The organism is [Acidovorax] ebreus TPSY (assembly GCF_000022305.1).
Classification (GTDB): domain Bacteria; phylum Pseudomonadota; class Gammaproteobacteria; order Burkholderiales; family Burkholderiaceae_C; genus Diaphorobacter; species Diaphorobacter nitroreducens.
Genome location: NC_011992.1, coordinates 3,384,550 through 3,398,755 on the forward strand (window position 1 = coordinate 3,384,550; position 14,206 = coordinate 3,398,755).

At 59.1% G+C, this 14,206-nt stretch carries 14 protein-coding genes and 1 pseudogene; 12 read left to right on the top strand and 3 right to left on the bottom strand.

Annotation, left to right across the window (positions count from 1 at the left end; translation table 11 throughout):
* Positions 1–52: 52 nt before the first annotated feature.
* Positions 53–268 (bottom strand): annotated as a pseudogene (locus DTPSY_RS18240) (recombinase family protein); the annotation flags it as partial.
* Positions 269–638: 370 nt separating this feature from the next.
* Positions 639–854: a helix-turn-helix transcriptional regulator gene (locus DTPSY_RS18245; RefSeq protein ID WP_148215382.1), complete on the bottom strand. Its 216-nt coding sequence runs from the start codon at positions 852–854 to the stop codon at positions 639–641.
* A gap of 683 nt (positions 855–1,537) precedes the next feature.
* Between DTPSY_RS18245 and DTPSY_RS15860 the strand changes: the two genes are divergently transcribed.
* From DTPSY_RS15860 to DTPSY_RS15900, 10 genes are all read left to right on the top strand, one after another.
* Positions 1,538–2,323 carry a TIGR04255 family protein gene (locus DTPSY_RS15860; RefSeq protein WP_015914420.1) on the top strand — a complete coding sequence of 262 codons (786 nt, stop codon included), beginning with the start codon at positions 1,538–1,540 and terminating at the stop codon, positions 2,321–2,323.
* Between the two features lie 2 nt (positions 2,324–2,325).
* A complete protein-coding gene (locus DTPSY_RS18425; RefSeq protein WP_015914421.1) occupies positions 2,326–2,967 on the top strand; it encodes a hypothetical protein in 642 nt (213 codons plus the stop codon).
* 5 nt (positions 2,968–2,972) lie between these two features.
* Positions 2,973–3,824: a hypothetical protein gene (locus tag DTPSY_RS15865; protein ID WP_015914422.1), complete on the top strand. Its 852-nt coding sequence runs from the start codon at positions 2,973–2,975 to the stop codon at positions 3,822–3,824.
* Positions 3,825–3,974: 150 nt separating this feature from the next.
* On the top strand, positions 3,975–4,445 hold the full coding sequence (locus DTPSY_RS15870) for a hypothetical protein (protein WP_015914423.1): 471 nt from the start codon (positions 3,975–3,977) through the stop codon (positions 4,443–4,445).
* Between the two features lie 136 nt (positions 4,446–4,581).
* Entirely contained in the window at positions 4,582–6,147 is a 1,566-nt protein-coding gene (locus DTPSY_RS15875; RefSeq protein ID WP_015914424.1) for a recombinase family protein, read from the top strand.
* The gene (locus DTPSY_RS15880) at positions 6,144–7,055 is read left to right on the top strand and encodes a ParB/RepB/Spo0J family partition protein (RefSeq protein WP_015914425.1); all 912 of its coding nucleotides are present in this window, start codon (positions 6,144–6,146) and stop codon (positions 7,053–7,055) included. Before DTPSY_RS15875 ends, DTPSY_RS15880 begins: the two co-directional genes overlap by 4 nt.
* Complete coding sequence (locus tag DTPSY_RS15885; protein WP_015914426.1) at positions 7,052–7,930, top strand: plasmid partitioning protein RepB C-terminal domain-containing protein; 879 nt, start codon at positions 7,052–7,054, stop codon at positions 7,928–7,930. The genes DTPSY_RS15880 and DTPSY_RS15885 overlap by 4 nt, the downstream gene beginning before the upstream one ends.
* Before the next feature lie 92 nt (positions 7,931–8,022).
* On the top strand, positions 8,023–9,309 hold the full coding sequence (locus DTPSY_RS15890) for a DUF3987 domain-containing protein (RefSeq protein ID WP_238526545.1): 1,287 nt from the start codon (positions 8,023–8,025) through the stop codon (positions 9,307–9,309).
* Between the two features lie 434 nt (positions 9,310–9,743).
* Entirely contained in the window at positions 9,744–10,661 is a 918-nt protein-coding gene (locus DTPSY_RS15895; protein WP_015914428.1) for a helix-turn-helix transcriptional regulator, read from the top strand.
* Between the two features lie 65 nt (positions 10,662–10,726).
* Positions 10,727–11,476 carry a phospholipase D-like domain-containing protein gene (locus DTPSY_RS15900; RefSeq protein ID WP_015914429.1) on the top strand — a complete coding sequence of 250 codons (750 nt, stop codon included), beginning with the start codon at positions 10,727–10,729 and terminating at the stop codon, positions 11,474–11,476.
* Here the strand turns inward: DTPSY_RS15900 and DTPSY_RS15905 are convergent.
* A protein-coding gene (locus tag DTPSY_RS15905; protein ID WP_085945350.1) for an IS3 family transposase occupies positions 11,463–12,613 on the bottom strand; the annotation gives its coding sequence in 2 pieces (ribosomal slippage) (positions 11,463–12,367 and positions 12,367–12,613; 1,152 coding nt in all). The two genes, DTPSY_RS15900 and DTPSY_RS15905, sit on opposite strands and share 14 nt — an antisense overlap.
* 67 nt (positions 12,614–12,680) lie before the next feature.
* Here DTPSY_RS15905 and DTPSY_RS15915 point away from each other — a divergent pair.
* Both DTPSY_RS15915 and DTPSY_RS18430 read left to right on the top strand, forming a co-directional pair.
* On the top strand, positions 12,681–13,838 hold the full coding sequence (locus DTPSY_RS15915; RefSeq protein ID WP_041838900.1) for a hypothetical protein: 1,158 nt from the start codon (positions 12,681–12,683) through the stop codon (positions 13,836–13,838).
* Positions 13,835–14,206: a hypothetical protein gene (locus DTPSY_RS18430; protein WP_148215383.1), complete on the top strand. Its 372-nt coding sequence runs from the start codon at positions 13,835–13,837 to the stop codon at positions 14,204–14,206. Before DTPSY_RS15915 ends, DTPSY_RS18430 begins: the two co-directional genes overlap by 4 nt.

Sequence of the window (14,206 nt, forward strand, 5' to 3'; positions counted from 1 at the left end):
TTACGCCGGCGGTGGATTGTCCGTTTACACAAAATTCTGCACACCCTCGGTCACGCAGATTGCGTCCCAGCCGGTCCAGGCGCCACACAACCAGCGTGTCGCCGGGACGCAAGGCCTTAAGGCACTGCGTCAACTCCGGCCTATCGAGTGTTCTGCCGCTGGCCTTGTCTTCGTAGATCTGCGCTACGTTTGCGCGCGCCAACGCATCACGTTGCAGATCCAAGTTCTGCTCGTGCGTGCTGACCCGCGCGTACCCAATGTGTGCCATATCGAGACTCCTTTCTTGGATGTTGATAGGTGTATGGCTTGTTGCACATTTGGTATAGCGCGCGGAGGGCAAAAAACGATCGTGCGAAGAGTGTCCAGAAATCCTAGGTTTTTTGGACTGTCCGGGTCCATTGACACAAAGAAGACGATTCACGAGCAACGAATGACTGCCTTTGTCCAAATGCAGCGAGTACCCACTCACTGAATCACACCAGCTATTCGGTCGGAAGCTCTCTACATGCTACGGTGCAGATGCCGCTTGGCAGTTGGCGATACGCCCCGGTTGCCGCCGAGGCGCTTTCTTTTTTTTGGGCGTTTGACTGGTACCGCTCAGGGCATGGCACGGCAACGAGCGTAGCGCCCCTCGGCACTCATGCGCGCCCCCCAGACGGCACTGGTTCATAGCTGCCATTTGCTACCAGTCGCTCAATATCCGAGCGCCGCCAAGCGACTGCGCGTGCGCCAAGTTTGACCGGCGCAGGGTAGCGTCCTGTCCGGACACCTTCATACCAACCAGAACGGCTCACAGGAAACACCTGAAGCACAGCTGGCAGACGCATAAGCACGTCAGTTGTTGTGGTCGTCATCACATCATCTCCACCCCCTTGGTGGCCCGGCGCGATGTGTCCTCTATCTAAGCTATCTGTCCTTGAACCGCAGCGGGGGATGTGCTGCGGGGATCCGGTGGCTCCCTGGAATGCCCAGGTGCTCCAGATGTATAGGCACAAAAAGGGAAAAACGAGCAACAGTAACTTTTTAGAGCAACAGACGTCCTTGCGGAGGTTCCTGTAAAAGTTACTGCACAATGGGACGGTTGTTCTTGGACTGTGATGGAACGCCTTGGACAAAAAAAATCCCTAAGTCTTTGATACTTAGGGATTTTTTGCAGATCATCGCCAGTTGCGCGTGGCGCCAAAGCAGTAATTTGGTGGTGTAGTTCCCTCATACAGGCAACCGCCCTGCCTCACAGGCGAGGACACCATATCTATGATCATACACCATGCGGAAGTCCGGGGAGAATTCCGCCGTCTCCGCGCATTTCCGCAACTGTCGAAAGCCGGACTACACCAACTCTTCGGAGTTGAGACCACCACTATCGGCGCAGGACATGAGTCACTCTGGACGCCCCGGGGTACGGCGAACCTCCTTCCGATGACGATAGTCACTTGCTCACCGTGCCGCCCGGCGATCCGGGGCGGTTTACACGAAAACTTGCCAAAGTGTCAACCGAAGTGTAAACTTAGACCGGTCACTTGGAGATGATCAATCGATGGGAACCCCGCTCAAGAACCCGCCCGTGTACCTAACCTTGGCTCAGGTGCGGTTCAACCCGATTCTGAAGCTGGCTGATTTCCTGCCAGGCATCCAGGAGAGCTTCCGTCAGGCAGGCTACCCCGATTTCGATCGCCAGCATCTCATCTCGATCCAGTTGACTGCCCAAGAAGGTCAACCGCCGACCCCGACGCCTGTCCAGCAGGAAAGGTTCCTATTCGGCAACGTCGAGAACACGCATACCTTTATCCTCGACGGTCAGAGCCTCACCCTCCAGTCAACGAATTACGGCCAGTTCGAAACCTTCTCCGCTTGCTTCTTGGATGGATTGAGTATCGTCAATGACGCAGTAAAACTCGCATTCACCGAACGCGTTGGGCTTCGTTATCTCGACCGAGTAATGCCGCAACCCGAAGAATCCATCGGGCAATACCTCGTCGAACAGGTTCAGGGGCTGAGTTCACGCCTCGAAGGACGCTCGCTGTACTCCTATACAGAGGCAATGAACGAGATCGAGAACATCAAGTTACTGAGTCGGGTTGCCATACAAGAAGGCCCTCTGGCCTTCCCTCCGGATATCCAGCCGGGGAGCATGCGGATTATTGAAAGATTCGCATCTTATATAGGCATCAGTGCCATCCTCGACAATGATGGTTTCGTAGAAGGCCGTGAAGCCTTTTCGACGAAGGCCGTTGCACACCATCTTGACGTTATCCACAAGATTATCGGATCTGCGTTCAAGACTACCGCAACGCGGTATGCATTTGACGCTTGGGACAAGTAATCATGCTCGGACTCGCAGTTCCCGTTGGCGATATCAATGTCCACGCCCATTACCGGCCCGCTCCCGCAATCTACAAACGGGCGACCGCTGGCGACGGCGGTCCGCTGCCTTGCTTTGGCGGAAGCGGAACCGGCGGTGTCGACAGCGTGTACTTTGTCATGTCGCGCCCAGGCTATAGCTCCTACGCGATCCTGAAAGTTGAACCCGCAGCGGCACAGGAAACATTTGCCCCCTACACCGACCTGATGAAGGAGGTGAAAACCGGTTTCGGCCGAACCATGTCCCATCTGCCTGCCGTTTTCGGGGTATCGCGCCAGACGCTCTATAACTGGCTCAATGGCGAAACGCCCAAGGAGCCGCATCAGGGCAAGCTCGTACAGCTGGCCGCAGCCGCTCGAACGTTCACTGAGGCTGGCTTCAAGCCCACAGCACTTTCTCTCGAACGTACCGTTGCACAAGGCAGGTCATTCGTCGAACTGATTGGACAGGGTGCCGACGGCAAGGAAACGGCGGAAAAACTCGTTCGAATAGAAAAACGGGGCACGGTCGCAAAAGCCAAACTCAATGCCTTGCTTGGGGGTAGAACACCTTCGCGCCCCGACGTATCCGACATGGGTCGTCCCGCATTCAATGAAGACGTTTGACCGACATGGATGGCATGGCAGGAAGCTGGACTCGAGATACTCCGTGGCGCCAGGGGCACGTCCTCACGACGGATGCCATCCAGGCGCTGGGACTGCTCCATCCTGAGTCTTCTGACTTGACCTGTGTGGTCATCATCAGTCACGATTGCGATTTGGCCAACGATGCCCTGCAGATCGAACCCGACGTGGAAGTCATCGTTGGGCGTCATGTGTCGAAAGGGGACGGCAACTATTACTGGGCAAAAGCGCCCCGCACACTACACGTCGATGTGCTGCAAAACGGCATCCCAGCCGTTGTCGAATTGGTCGCCACAGCCAAACGCTCGATTCCGAAGCGGGCACTCGCAGAATTTACTCCCGACACCACTCATGTGTTTCCTGGTAAGTCGTTATCGGCGCTGCGCTCTTGGCTGGGAGTCCGCTACAACCGTGCGGCATTCCCCGACCCTTTCGTGATTCGTCTATCCCAGTCGAAAGTCGACAAGCGCCTCGCGAAAATCATCGAACCGGTCGGTAACCTGCTGTCCGCCATCTATTTCGATGTGGACGGTGGCAATGAAATCAATCACTCCGATGGCAGTCCCTACGACCTGAAAATCGTTCTTGCATACCCGCCGGGTGACGATCCGGAGCAGACCGCCGACGATGTGGAAAAGATCGAAACCGCGATCACGACTCTCTTCGCGGAAAAGCACTTCGACCAAGCCACGGACAAATGGAGCGGGATTGCCTTGAAGGGATGTATGTCCATCTCGGAAGACGATCTACCTATGAGCAAGGCAAGACTGCTCACGCAGTGGCGACTGGAATACATGACCCTAAAAGCCGACGACGATCAGGTTGGTGCTCCAGACTAAAAGTTACGACACATATTCCACCAGGAGAGCCGAGCTGGCTCCGACACCGGCTCATCCCAGGCTTTCCAGGTAGAGGCGCACGGCCAGCACTCGGGCCCGGCGTCGGAGTCGTCGCGGTTTCCATGCGGAATTTGCATGGAGACCACAACGATGACCAAACGCTGCGCGCACTGCGGCCAACCCTTCGAACCCCGCCCGCAGGTTCCCGACCAAGCCTTCTGCTCTGTACCTGACTGCCAGCGCGCCCGTAAGCGCCAGTGGCAACGGTCCAAGCTCCAGTCCGATCCCGACTACCGGATCAACCAGCGCGCCGCCCAGCAGGCGTGGTCGCAGCGCCATCAGGACTACTGGCGCAACTACCGCGACGACCAGCCCGAGTACGCGCAGCGCACCCGCGAGCGGCAGCGTCTGCGTGATGCCAACGGGGCAGATGTCGATCTTGCAAAGATGGACGTGTGCGACCTGCCAACCGGCCTGTACCGCATCACCCGACATCCTGCGTTTCCGAGGGGAACCGGCGATTCCTGGATCGTCGAGATCACGCCGGTCTGCGTGACGTGTCCGTGCAAGATGGACGTGTCAAGAGAGGACTTGATCGACACACCGGCCATCCGACCGTAACTTTGACCCCAAACAGGCTCTCGAATGTTCTGCATGGCAACGATTCCGACCGTGTGCGATGCCGCCGTAGCGCTGCGTCGCGTTCATTGAAAGGAGTGGCAGACCCGAGAGCACCAATCACAGAGTGACCGGGCCTATGCAAGAGATCGAACCTCCTCCACACCCGCCGGGGTCGGGCCCGGTGTTTCGGGCCGCGCAATACGTGCGGATGTCGACCGAGCACCAGCAGTACTCGACGGAGAACCAGGGCGACAAAATCCGCGAGTACGCCACCCGGCGCAACATCGAGATCGTCCGCACCTACGCCGACGAAGGCAAGAGCGGACTGCGCATCGATGGCCGTCAGGCGCTGCAGCAATTGATCAGGGACGTCGAAACGGACAACGCGGACTTCCAGATCATCCTCGTCTATGACGTGAGCCGCTGGGGGCGATTCCAGGACGCCGACGAGAGTGCCTACTACGAGTACATCTGCCGCCGCGCTGGCATTCAGGTCGCCTACTGTGCCGAACAGTTCGAGAACGACGGGTCGCCCGTGTCCACCATCGTCAAGGGCGTCAAACGCGCGATGGCCGGTGAATACAGCCGGGAGCTGTCGGCCAAGGTGTTCGCAGGGCAGTGTCGCCTGATCGAACTGGGGTTTCGGCAAGGCGGGCCCGCAGGCTACGGCCTGCGACGTGTGCTGATCGACCAGTCCGGATCGGTCAAGAGTGAACTCTCGCGCGGCGAGCACAAGAGTTTGCAAACCGACCGCGTCATCCTGCAGCCTGGGCCGGATGCGGAGGTCGCCGTCGTCAACATGATCTACCGTTGGTTCGTCGACGACAACCTGACCGAATCGGAGATCGCCGAACGTCTCAACACCCAGGGCATTCGCACCGACCTCGGTCGTGACTGGACGCGCGCCACCGTGCGGGAGGTGTTGTCCAACGAGAAATACATCGGCAACAACGTCTACAACCGGCGCTCGTTCAAGCTCAAGAAGCATCGGGTGGTCAACAGCCCCGATATGTGGATCAAGAAGGAAGGCGCGTTCGAGGGCATCGTCCCACCTGACTTGTTCTACACCGCACAAGGCATCCTGCGCGCACGGGCACATCGATACACCGACGAAGATCTGATCGAAAAGCTGCGCAGCCTGTACCAGCGGCACGGTTATCTCTCCGGCCTGATCATCGATGAAACCGAAGGGATGCCATCGGCAGCGGCTTATGCGCACCGTTTCGGCAGCCTGATCCGCGCGTACCAGACAGTCGGCTTCACCCCGGATCGGGACTACCAGTATCTGGAGGTGAACCAGTTCCTGCGCCGATTGCACCCGGAAATCGTCGGCCAGACCGAACGGATGATCGCCGAGGTCGGCGGTGCGGTCGAACGCGATCCGGCGACCGACCTGCTGACGGTCAATCGTGAATTCACCGTCTCACTGGTGCTGGCCCGTTGCCAGCAGCTCGACAACGGGCGACGGCGCTGGAAAGTGCGCTTCGACACCAGTCTGGCCCCGGACATCACCGTGGCCGTGCGTCTGGACGATGGCAACCAAGGCGCACTGGACTACTACCTGCTGCCTCGACTGGATTTCGGTCAGCCGCGCATCCATCTGGCCGATCACAACGGCATTGAGTTCGAGTGCTACCACTTCGACAGCCTGGACTACCTGTATGGCATGGCCCGGCGCATACGCATCAGGAGGGCCGCATGAGCAACGAAAAAGAGCATCGCCCTTCGGAATTGCGGATGATCCCGCTCGACCGCATCGAAGTGCTCAACCCGCGCGAACGCAACAGCCGCGTGTTCGAGCAGATCGTCGGCAACATCCAGAGCATCGGCCTGAAAAAGCCCATCATCGTGACCCCGCGCCCCGGCAGCGATGGCGAGCACTACTTGCTCATTTGCGGCGAGGGGCGGTTCAAGGCCTTCAAGACCATCGGCCAACAGGAAATTCCAGCGATGGTGATGAACGTCGATGACGAATCGGCTTTCATCATGAGCCTGACGGAGAACATCGCACGGCGCAAGTTCAGCCCGCTTGAACTCCTGGTCGGGATCGAGCAACTGCGGGATCAGGGATACGACAAGAAGGCCATCGCGCAGAAGACCGGCCTGAGTCCGGAGTATGTCCAAGGCATTTTGTACCTACTGAAGAACGGGGAGGAACGGCTCCTGATGGCCGTCGGCAGCGGACGCATCCCACTCAACGCGGCGATCACCATCGCGGGCGCTGGCACCGATGACAAATCGGTCCAGGCCGCCCTGCAGGAAGCCTACGAGTCCGGAAAGTTGCGCGGCAGCCAACTGATCCAGGCCCGTCGCGTGATCGAACGCCGTCGCACCCAAGGCCGGTCAATCGGCGGCAGGATGCCGTCCCGCAAGCCGAACGAGGATGTCACTACGTCCAGCCTGGTACGCAACTATCAGCGCGAGGTCGAGCGCCAGAAGCTGCTGGTGCGAAAGGCCGAAACCGCCCAGCGCAATCTGCTGTTTATCGTCGGCGCACTGCGTCAATTGCTGGCTGATGAGAATTTCACCAATCTGCTGCGTGCCGAAGGCCTGGACACCCTGCCGCAGTACCTGGCGGATCGGGTCTGGGCACGCGGGAGCGGAGCGTGACCAAGCCGCCACTGGGCTTCGTCCCAGAGCCACTGCTCCTGCCGCTGTCGGCCGTCCTTCCGTCACGCAAGACGCCCGAAGGGCTGGTGACCTCCCGCAAGTTCAAGCAGATCATCGCGTCCATCGAGGCCGTCGGCTTGATCGAACCCTTGTCGGTTGGCAAACCCGACCGATCTGGCCAGCACATCCTGCTCGATGGCCACACACGCCTGGTCGCGTTGAAGCAACTGGGCTTCGAACAGGTTCCATGCCTCGTGGCCACTGATGACGAGAGCTACACCTACAACAACCGCGTCAATCGGCTTTCCAGCATCCAGGAACATTTGATGATCCGGCGCGCCGTCGAACGTGGCGTCACTCCAGAACGGCTCGCCAAGGCCCTGGACGTGGACATCAGCCACATCATCAAGAAGCTGAACCTGCTCGACGGGATCTGTCCGGAAGCCGCCGAGCTTCTGCGCGACCAAACCTTCTCGGCCAACCTCGGTGCGGCACTGCGAAAGATGAAACCGACTCGGCAGGTCGAATGCGTGGAACTGATGGTAAGCGCCAACAACATCACGGTCGCCTACGCCCAGGCTCTGGTGGCCGCCACGCCCAGCAACATGCTCGTCGGCGAGGTCAAGCCGAAGAGGATGACCGGCGTCAGCGCGGATCAGATGGCCAAGATGGAGCGAGAAATGGGCAATCTGCAGGAACAGTTCAAGCTGGCCGAACAGTCCTACGGCCAGGACATCCTCAATCTGGTGCTGGCCAAGGGCTACCTGGCCAAACTCATGGCCAACGAAGCCATCTTGCGCCAACTGACGAAGAAACATCCCGACGTGCTGAACGAGTTCGACAGCATCGTCCGCATGGTGACGCTGGACAAGTGAATGAACAGCCCGCACCCACCGACGGCGGTCATGCGACACGTCCAGTGCCGGACGCAGCGACTGGCCTCGATAGAGATGACCACCAAGATGACGTGGCACCACCCCACCGCAACGCGCCACAGCCCGATCCCACCTGCCTCTACGGCCTGATCGGCGACGTCGCCCGCGCGGGCAGCGAAGGCACGGAGACCAACGCCCATGCCATAGCCGCCAACTTCATGGCCTACCTGTCCTGCGCGGTCGGGCGTGGCGTGTACCTGCCCATCGGCAACACCTGGCACCATGCTCGGTTGTTCTGCCTGCACATTGGGCGCTCTGGCCGTGGCCGCAAGGGCGACGCGGTGTCACTGGTGCTGCGCATCGACGCGGCTTTGCGGGCAATCGATGATGCCTTCGCGCCTCAGGTTCACCGAGGCGGGCTGTCCACTCGCGAAGGTCTTGCGGCGTTGATCCACGACGGCTATCGGCAAGGCCGACTGGACGTGCCCGCCATGGAGGACAAGCGGTTGTGGGTGGTCGAATCCGAGTTCGCCAATGTGCTGCATCAGGGGCGACGCGACGGCAACACGTTGTCGGCGGCCCTGCGCGACTGTTGGGATGGCGTCGATCTCAAGCCCGCCACCAAGTCGAACCGGCTCTACGCGAGCGATCCGCACGTATGCCTGAGTGGCGCGATCTCACCGGGCGAGCTGACCGGCCTGATGAGCGCGCGCGAACTCACCAACGGCTTTGCCAACCGTTTCCTGATGATCTGGGCCGAGCGGTCCCGGATGCTACCGTTTCCAAAAGAAACGCCGCAGGCGCTGGTCGAGCATCTGGCACGCCGAACGCTCGAGGTGCTGATCTTTGTCAGCGCCGACCGGCACGACGATCGCGAACACCTGCGGATGGAACTATCGCCCCAGGCGCAGTGGCGTTACGCCCAGTTCTACCGTGGCGAACTGCACGATGGCATGGACGATGGCGCTATTGGGGCGTTGCTGGAGCGCCGTGCGCCGATGCTGCTCCGGCTGGCCATGCTGATGGCACTGACCGATCTGCAAACCCGCATCGATGTCCCGCACATCGACGCCGCGATGGCGTGGATTCGGCACGCCACGGCGTCCGTGCGCTTTGTCTTCGTCAGCGCCGCCGAGGAAGCCAAGCTGGTGCAGGTTCTGGAGTTGTCGAACCGGGTACTGGCCTTCCTGCGCGAGCGAGGACAGGCTACGCGCAGCCAGATCAGTACTGAATGCTTCAAGGGCAAGGTGCCCAAGGCGCGGATCGACGCCAGTTTGGAGCAACTGCTGGCCAGTACGCCGCCCAAGATTAACGTGCAGACCGTCGAGCGGCCTGTCGACTCGCCGGGCACGCCGACGCGGGTGTACAGACCTACGTAGTGCGGAAGCTCATTTCGCTCGTTTCGCCGTGCCGGTTCGTCCGCAAGTGTTTGTCGGGCTTCTCATTTCGCTGATTTCGCTGATTTCGCGCAGCGTCTGTGCACAACCTCAAGCGATCGATCCAGGGTACTGGACGTAGCGGATCTTCTCGTTTCAACACATCTGGTAGGTCGCGTAGTCGGTGTCGTCAGCAGGCTCGCCGTCGACCCGAAAGTCGACAACGTCCACGCAGTGCCACCCCTTGTGGGACATGCCCGACTGATCCCATCGGCTACCGCTCATGCTTGGCCCCCCAGCGTCTTCAGTACATCAGTTCATAATCACAATGCGATGTATAAATATCTAATTTCATACAATAAACACATTCTAAAGCAGCTTATATACTTCCCGCGATGGCCCGCACAAGCTTGCGCTAACCCGAATGAGCACCCAGGATGTCGAACGAACAGCTAGCAGAACTCACCCAGCCACAGCGCGATCGCCTCGCGTTCGTGGAGTTGCGTGTGCGCTTCATCGGGGAGATCCGCCGTCAGGACCTGGTTTCGCGATTTGGCATCCAGTCGGCAGCGGCCAGCCGGGATCTGGCGCTTTACAAAGATCTGTCCCCCGGCAACATCGACTACGACTCCAAGGGCAAGTCCTACATCCTGGGCCCGGACTTCCACCCGGTCTTCGACTTTCCGCCCGAGCGCGTGCTGTCTTGGCTGACCCAGGGGTTCGGCGACGGCGAGCCTATGCGGCTCAAGGCATGGGTCGCCAGCGAGAGCCCTTCGCGGTTGACGCATCCCGATCTGGATGTGCTGGCGAGCGTGACTCGGGCGATCCACCAGGAATGCCCGCTCGGCATCGAGTACCACTCGATCTCCAGTGGCCGCACTCAGCGGGAGATCGTCCCTTTTGCGTTGATCGATAACGGCCTTCGCTGGCACGTCCGCGCCTTCGACCGGAAGTCCCAGGAGTTCCGGGATTTCGTCATCACCCGGATCAGACACCCCGTCGTGCTGAAAGGTCAGCTAGTAGCGTCCCACGAGATGAGCGATCAAGACATTCAGTGGACCCGGATCGTCGAACTCGAGCTAGTTCCGCATCCCGATCAGCCCCGGCCTGAAATCACCGAAATGGACTACGGCATCCGGAATGGCGTGCTGCGGATGAAGCTCCGTGCCGCCACGGCTGGATACCTCCTGCGCAAATGGAGTGTGGACTGCTCTCCCGACCATAGCCTGCGGGGCCATGAGTACCGGCTCTGGCTGAATGACCCTCTGGCGATCTATGGCGTCAAGAATGCCGTGCTGGCACCTGGCTACCGGTCTCCTGACCAGCAAAGGATAGATGCCGATGCTGCGGAATAAAGAACTGAGACGACTTCCAAAGTGAACAATTACCAGACCCGCCCCAACTGCCGAAAGGAATTCAGTTGAGCACAGCAGGTGGAAATCATCTCGGGAACCTCGCGACTCTCGCGCTTGATGCCCACTATCGGACGGGCGACAGGGATCCTGTTTCCGGCTTCTACAAGCCGTGCCTCGACGCCGCTGTCACGTACGACAGAGCAGTGGGATATTTCCGGTCCAGCATTTTTGCCATCATTGGTCAGCCATTTGTGGACTTCGCCCGCAGGGGCGGCAAAGCCAGATTCATCTGCTCCCCCTCCATCACTGAGGAGGATGCCCAAGCTATCGCGTCAGGATACGTTCAGCGCGACGAGGCTGTGGAGCGTGCCATTTCACGGGATATAGATGCTTTGTTGTCGGACCCGGCTGCAGGACATAGTGCAAAGCTCTTGGCAACATTCATCAAAGTCGGCGCCCTGGATATGAAGATTGCCATTCGCAGCGGCGGCAATGGGATCTATCATGAAAAGATTGGTATCTTCGACGATGCTCGGGGCCACCAGGTGAGCTTCTTGGGATCGGCCAATGAGACATGGAGCGCGTGGCACGCCGAGGGCAACCACGAGTCAATCGAAGTATTCAGAAGCTGGCTGCCCGCAGATGAAGCGCGGGTGCAATCCCATCACAAGATATTCGATCTGTTATGGAGGGGGGAAACGCCAGGGGTAGACACAATTGAATTTCCCGAAGCTCAGCGCCGCAAGCTCTTGACTGCTGCCGCCCCAGGATTGGATGACCCAGTGAATCGCCCCGGATTCCCTAGACACTTTTGAGCCGTTGGGAATGGCGTCTCTCGAACTCTACCGGCGAAGTATCTCCGGCAGTGCCATGGCGGCGCTTAGGGTTGTAGAACATCTCGATGTAGTTGAAGACATCGGCTCTCGCGTCATCGCGGGTCGGATAGATCTGGCGGCGGATGCGTTCGCGCTTGAGCAACTGGAAGAAGCTCTCGGCCACGGCGTTGTCGTGGCAGTTGCCGCGACGGCTCATGCTGCAGATCAGCTTGTGGTCGCGTAGGAAGTCCTGCCAGTCATGCCCAGTGAATTGACTGCCTTGATCCGAATGCACTGTGACTGGCTGCTCGGGTCGACGACGCCACAAGGCCATCACCAGCGCATCGAGCGCCAGCCCGGTATCGATGCGGCTACCCATTGACCAGCCGACCACCTGACGCGAGAACAGATCGACCACCACGGCCAGGTACAGCCAGCCCTCATGGGTGCGGATGTAGGTGATGTCGGTCACCCAGGATTGATTGGGCTGCGCCACGGAGAACTGGCGCTGCAGGTGGTTGGGCGCGACGACCGCGGGCTTGCCACCACGCATGCCAGGGCGACGGCGGTAGCCGGTCTGCGAGCGCAGTCCTTCGAGTTTGAGCAATCGGGCCACGCGGTGCTTGCCGCAGGACTCGCCTAGATCGCGCATGTCCAGGGTGAGCTTGCGGTAGCCGTACACGCCGCCGCTCTCCAACCACGCGTGCTTGAGCAGGCCCAGCACCCGTTGATCGTCCTGGGCGCGTGGGCTCACCGGATCGGCCTTCCAGGCGTAGTAGCCGCTGGGGTGCACCGTCATGATCTTGCACATGCGGCGCACGCTGTGCTCGTGTTCATGCCGCTCGATAAATGCGTACTTCACCCGGACTGCTTGGCAAAGTACGCTGCGGCCTTTTTTAAGATGTCGCGCTCCTCGGTCACACGCTTGAGCTCGGCCTTCAGGCGGCGCATCTCGTCGGCTTGCGAGCACTGCGCTTGGCGCTGGTCAGGCGACATCTGCTTGACTTTGATCCATTGATACAGACTGTGCTGGCTGACGCCAAGCCTGGCCGACACGTCGGCCACCTTGTGGCCTCGTTCGGTGATCTGCTTGACCGCTTCGATCTTGAATTCTTCGGGGTATCTCTGCTTGCTCATGGCACCTCCTATTGGGCCTCAGGTTTGAGGCTCAGAGGTGTCTAGAAAACCCGGGGCGATTCACAATTTGGTCAAGAATTCCCAGCGCCAAAAGGAGATCGAAATCGAAAGACTCGCCTTGATTCGCGATGCGTGGAAGGACTTGATCCGGCCACAAATTGCCTTGAAGCGAGAGCACCTAATGGAGGAGAACAACCGACTCTCCGATGCCATGATCCACCGCGCGAAAGTCATCGCAAAGATCGAGCAATTGAGAAAGTCTGTCGACAATGCCGTTTGCCAGTCTTGCGGCCAGCCCCTGCATCAAGAACAGCGGAACAACGCAGGCAAAGAGTTGGGCGAACTCGAAGCCGCGCTCATGGGCATCACCGTTGACGAAAACGGACGCAATCGAATCAGCGCCGAGATCAGAGACCTTGACCGCCTCTTGAAACACGGTCCCACTGCCCAGATCGCGACATGTGACCGGGAAATTTCCCGCTTGAAGGTTGAGCAAACCAAGCTCGACAATGAAATCGAGAGGCTGCACGACCAGATCAAAGGCCAAGACACTGCCGAGATCGCAAGAAAGCGCGCCTTGCGGGATGGCCTCCTCAAAGAAGAGGGTCGCATCGAGCAGCACATCCGAGCCAACAAGGCTGAAATGGACAAGGCCGTCAAAGACTTGGCCATGATTTCCAAGGCGCTTGAAAGCATCCCAACAGCCAGAGCGGCAAAGAGTTCGCAGGTGGTGAAGATCGCCAGCGAACTCGAACGAATCTACGGTCGAAGCATCGACCGGCTTCGCGACGACTTGAAGACTCGCGTGGAAAGACTTGCCAGCGATGCCTTCAAGTCGATGACGACGCAGAGCAAGTATTCCGGCTTGAAGATCAATAACAACTATGGTTTGGCCATTCTTGATGAGCATGGCCATGAGGTCACTATCCGCAGCGCAGGCGCTGAACAGATCGTTGCTTTGTCACTCATCGACGGCCTTTCGCGGGCTGGCCGATCCGCCGGGCCTGTGGTCATGGACACGCCATTTGGACGACTCGATCCGGGGCATCGCGCGAACATTCTCAAATATTTACCGACGACGACCAATCAGTTGATCTTGTTCGTCCACGAGGGAGAGGTCAATCGAGACCGCGACCTTGACCAAATCGCATCACGCGTAGGCCGTGTCTATGAAATCAAAGAAGTGAACACCCGCCATTCGACCATTGAAAAGGTGACCCAATGAGTATCACAGAACCCACAATGATCGGACTAAGCGAAAAGGCCCACGCGCTTTTGCAGCAAATGAAGGAAGACAACTTTCTGGCTGAGATGGCTGACGGATATCGGCTCGGCATAGGCTTGGCGTTGGCGCAAGGAATCGAGCCTCCCGATGTTCCATCGCGGCGAACTGTTTTCAGCGTTGCCACCATCGATCCAGATCAAGAGATTGCTGCCGCGATACGCGCTTTGATGGACCTTCAAGGCGGGTCGGTTTATCGCATGGCAGAGCGGCTCGCCGATTGGGGTGTCATAGAACTGGCAAACCGATTCGATGGCGGACCGCTGGATGTCGCATCTCTCCTCCCCTCCAAGAACTCTACAAGCTATTAA

Coding starts and splice junctions, on each gene's coding strand:
- DTPSY_RS18245 (WP_148215382.1), bottom strand. CDS start 854: ATGACGACCACAACAACTGACGTGCTTATGCGTCTGCCAGCTGTGCTT.
- DTPSY_RS15860 (WP_015914420.1), top strand. CDS start 1,538: ATGGGAACCCCGCTCAAGAACCCGCCCGTGTACCTAACCTTGGCTCAG.
- DTPSY_RS18425 (WP_015914421.1), top strand. CDS start 2,326: ATGCTCGGACTCGCAGTTCCCGTTGGCGATATCAATGTCCACGCCCAT.
- DTPSY_RS15865 (WP_015914422.1), top strand. CDS start 2,973: ATGGATGGCATGGCAGGAAGCTGGACTCGAGATACTCCGTGGCGCCAG.
- DTPSY_RS15870 (WP_015914423.1), top strand. CDS start 3,975: ATGACCAAACGCTGCGCGCACTGCGGCCAACCCTTCGAACCCCGCCCG.
- DTPSY_RS15875 (WP_015914424.1), top strand. CDS start 4,582: ATGCAAGAGATCGAACCTCCTCCACACCCGCCGGGGTCGGGCCCGGTG.
- DTPSY_RS15880 (WP_015914425.1), top strand. CDS start 6,144: ATGAGCAACGAAAAAGAGCATCGCCCTTCGGAATTGCGGATGATCCCG.
- DTPSY_RS15895 (WP_015914428.1), top strand. CDS start 9,744: ATGTCGAACGAACAGCTAGCAGAACTCACCCAGCCACAGCGCGATCGC.
- DTPSY_RS18430 (WP_148215383.1), top strand. CDS start 13,835: ATGAGTATCACAGAACCCACAATGATCGGACTAAGCGAAAAGGCCCAC.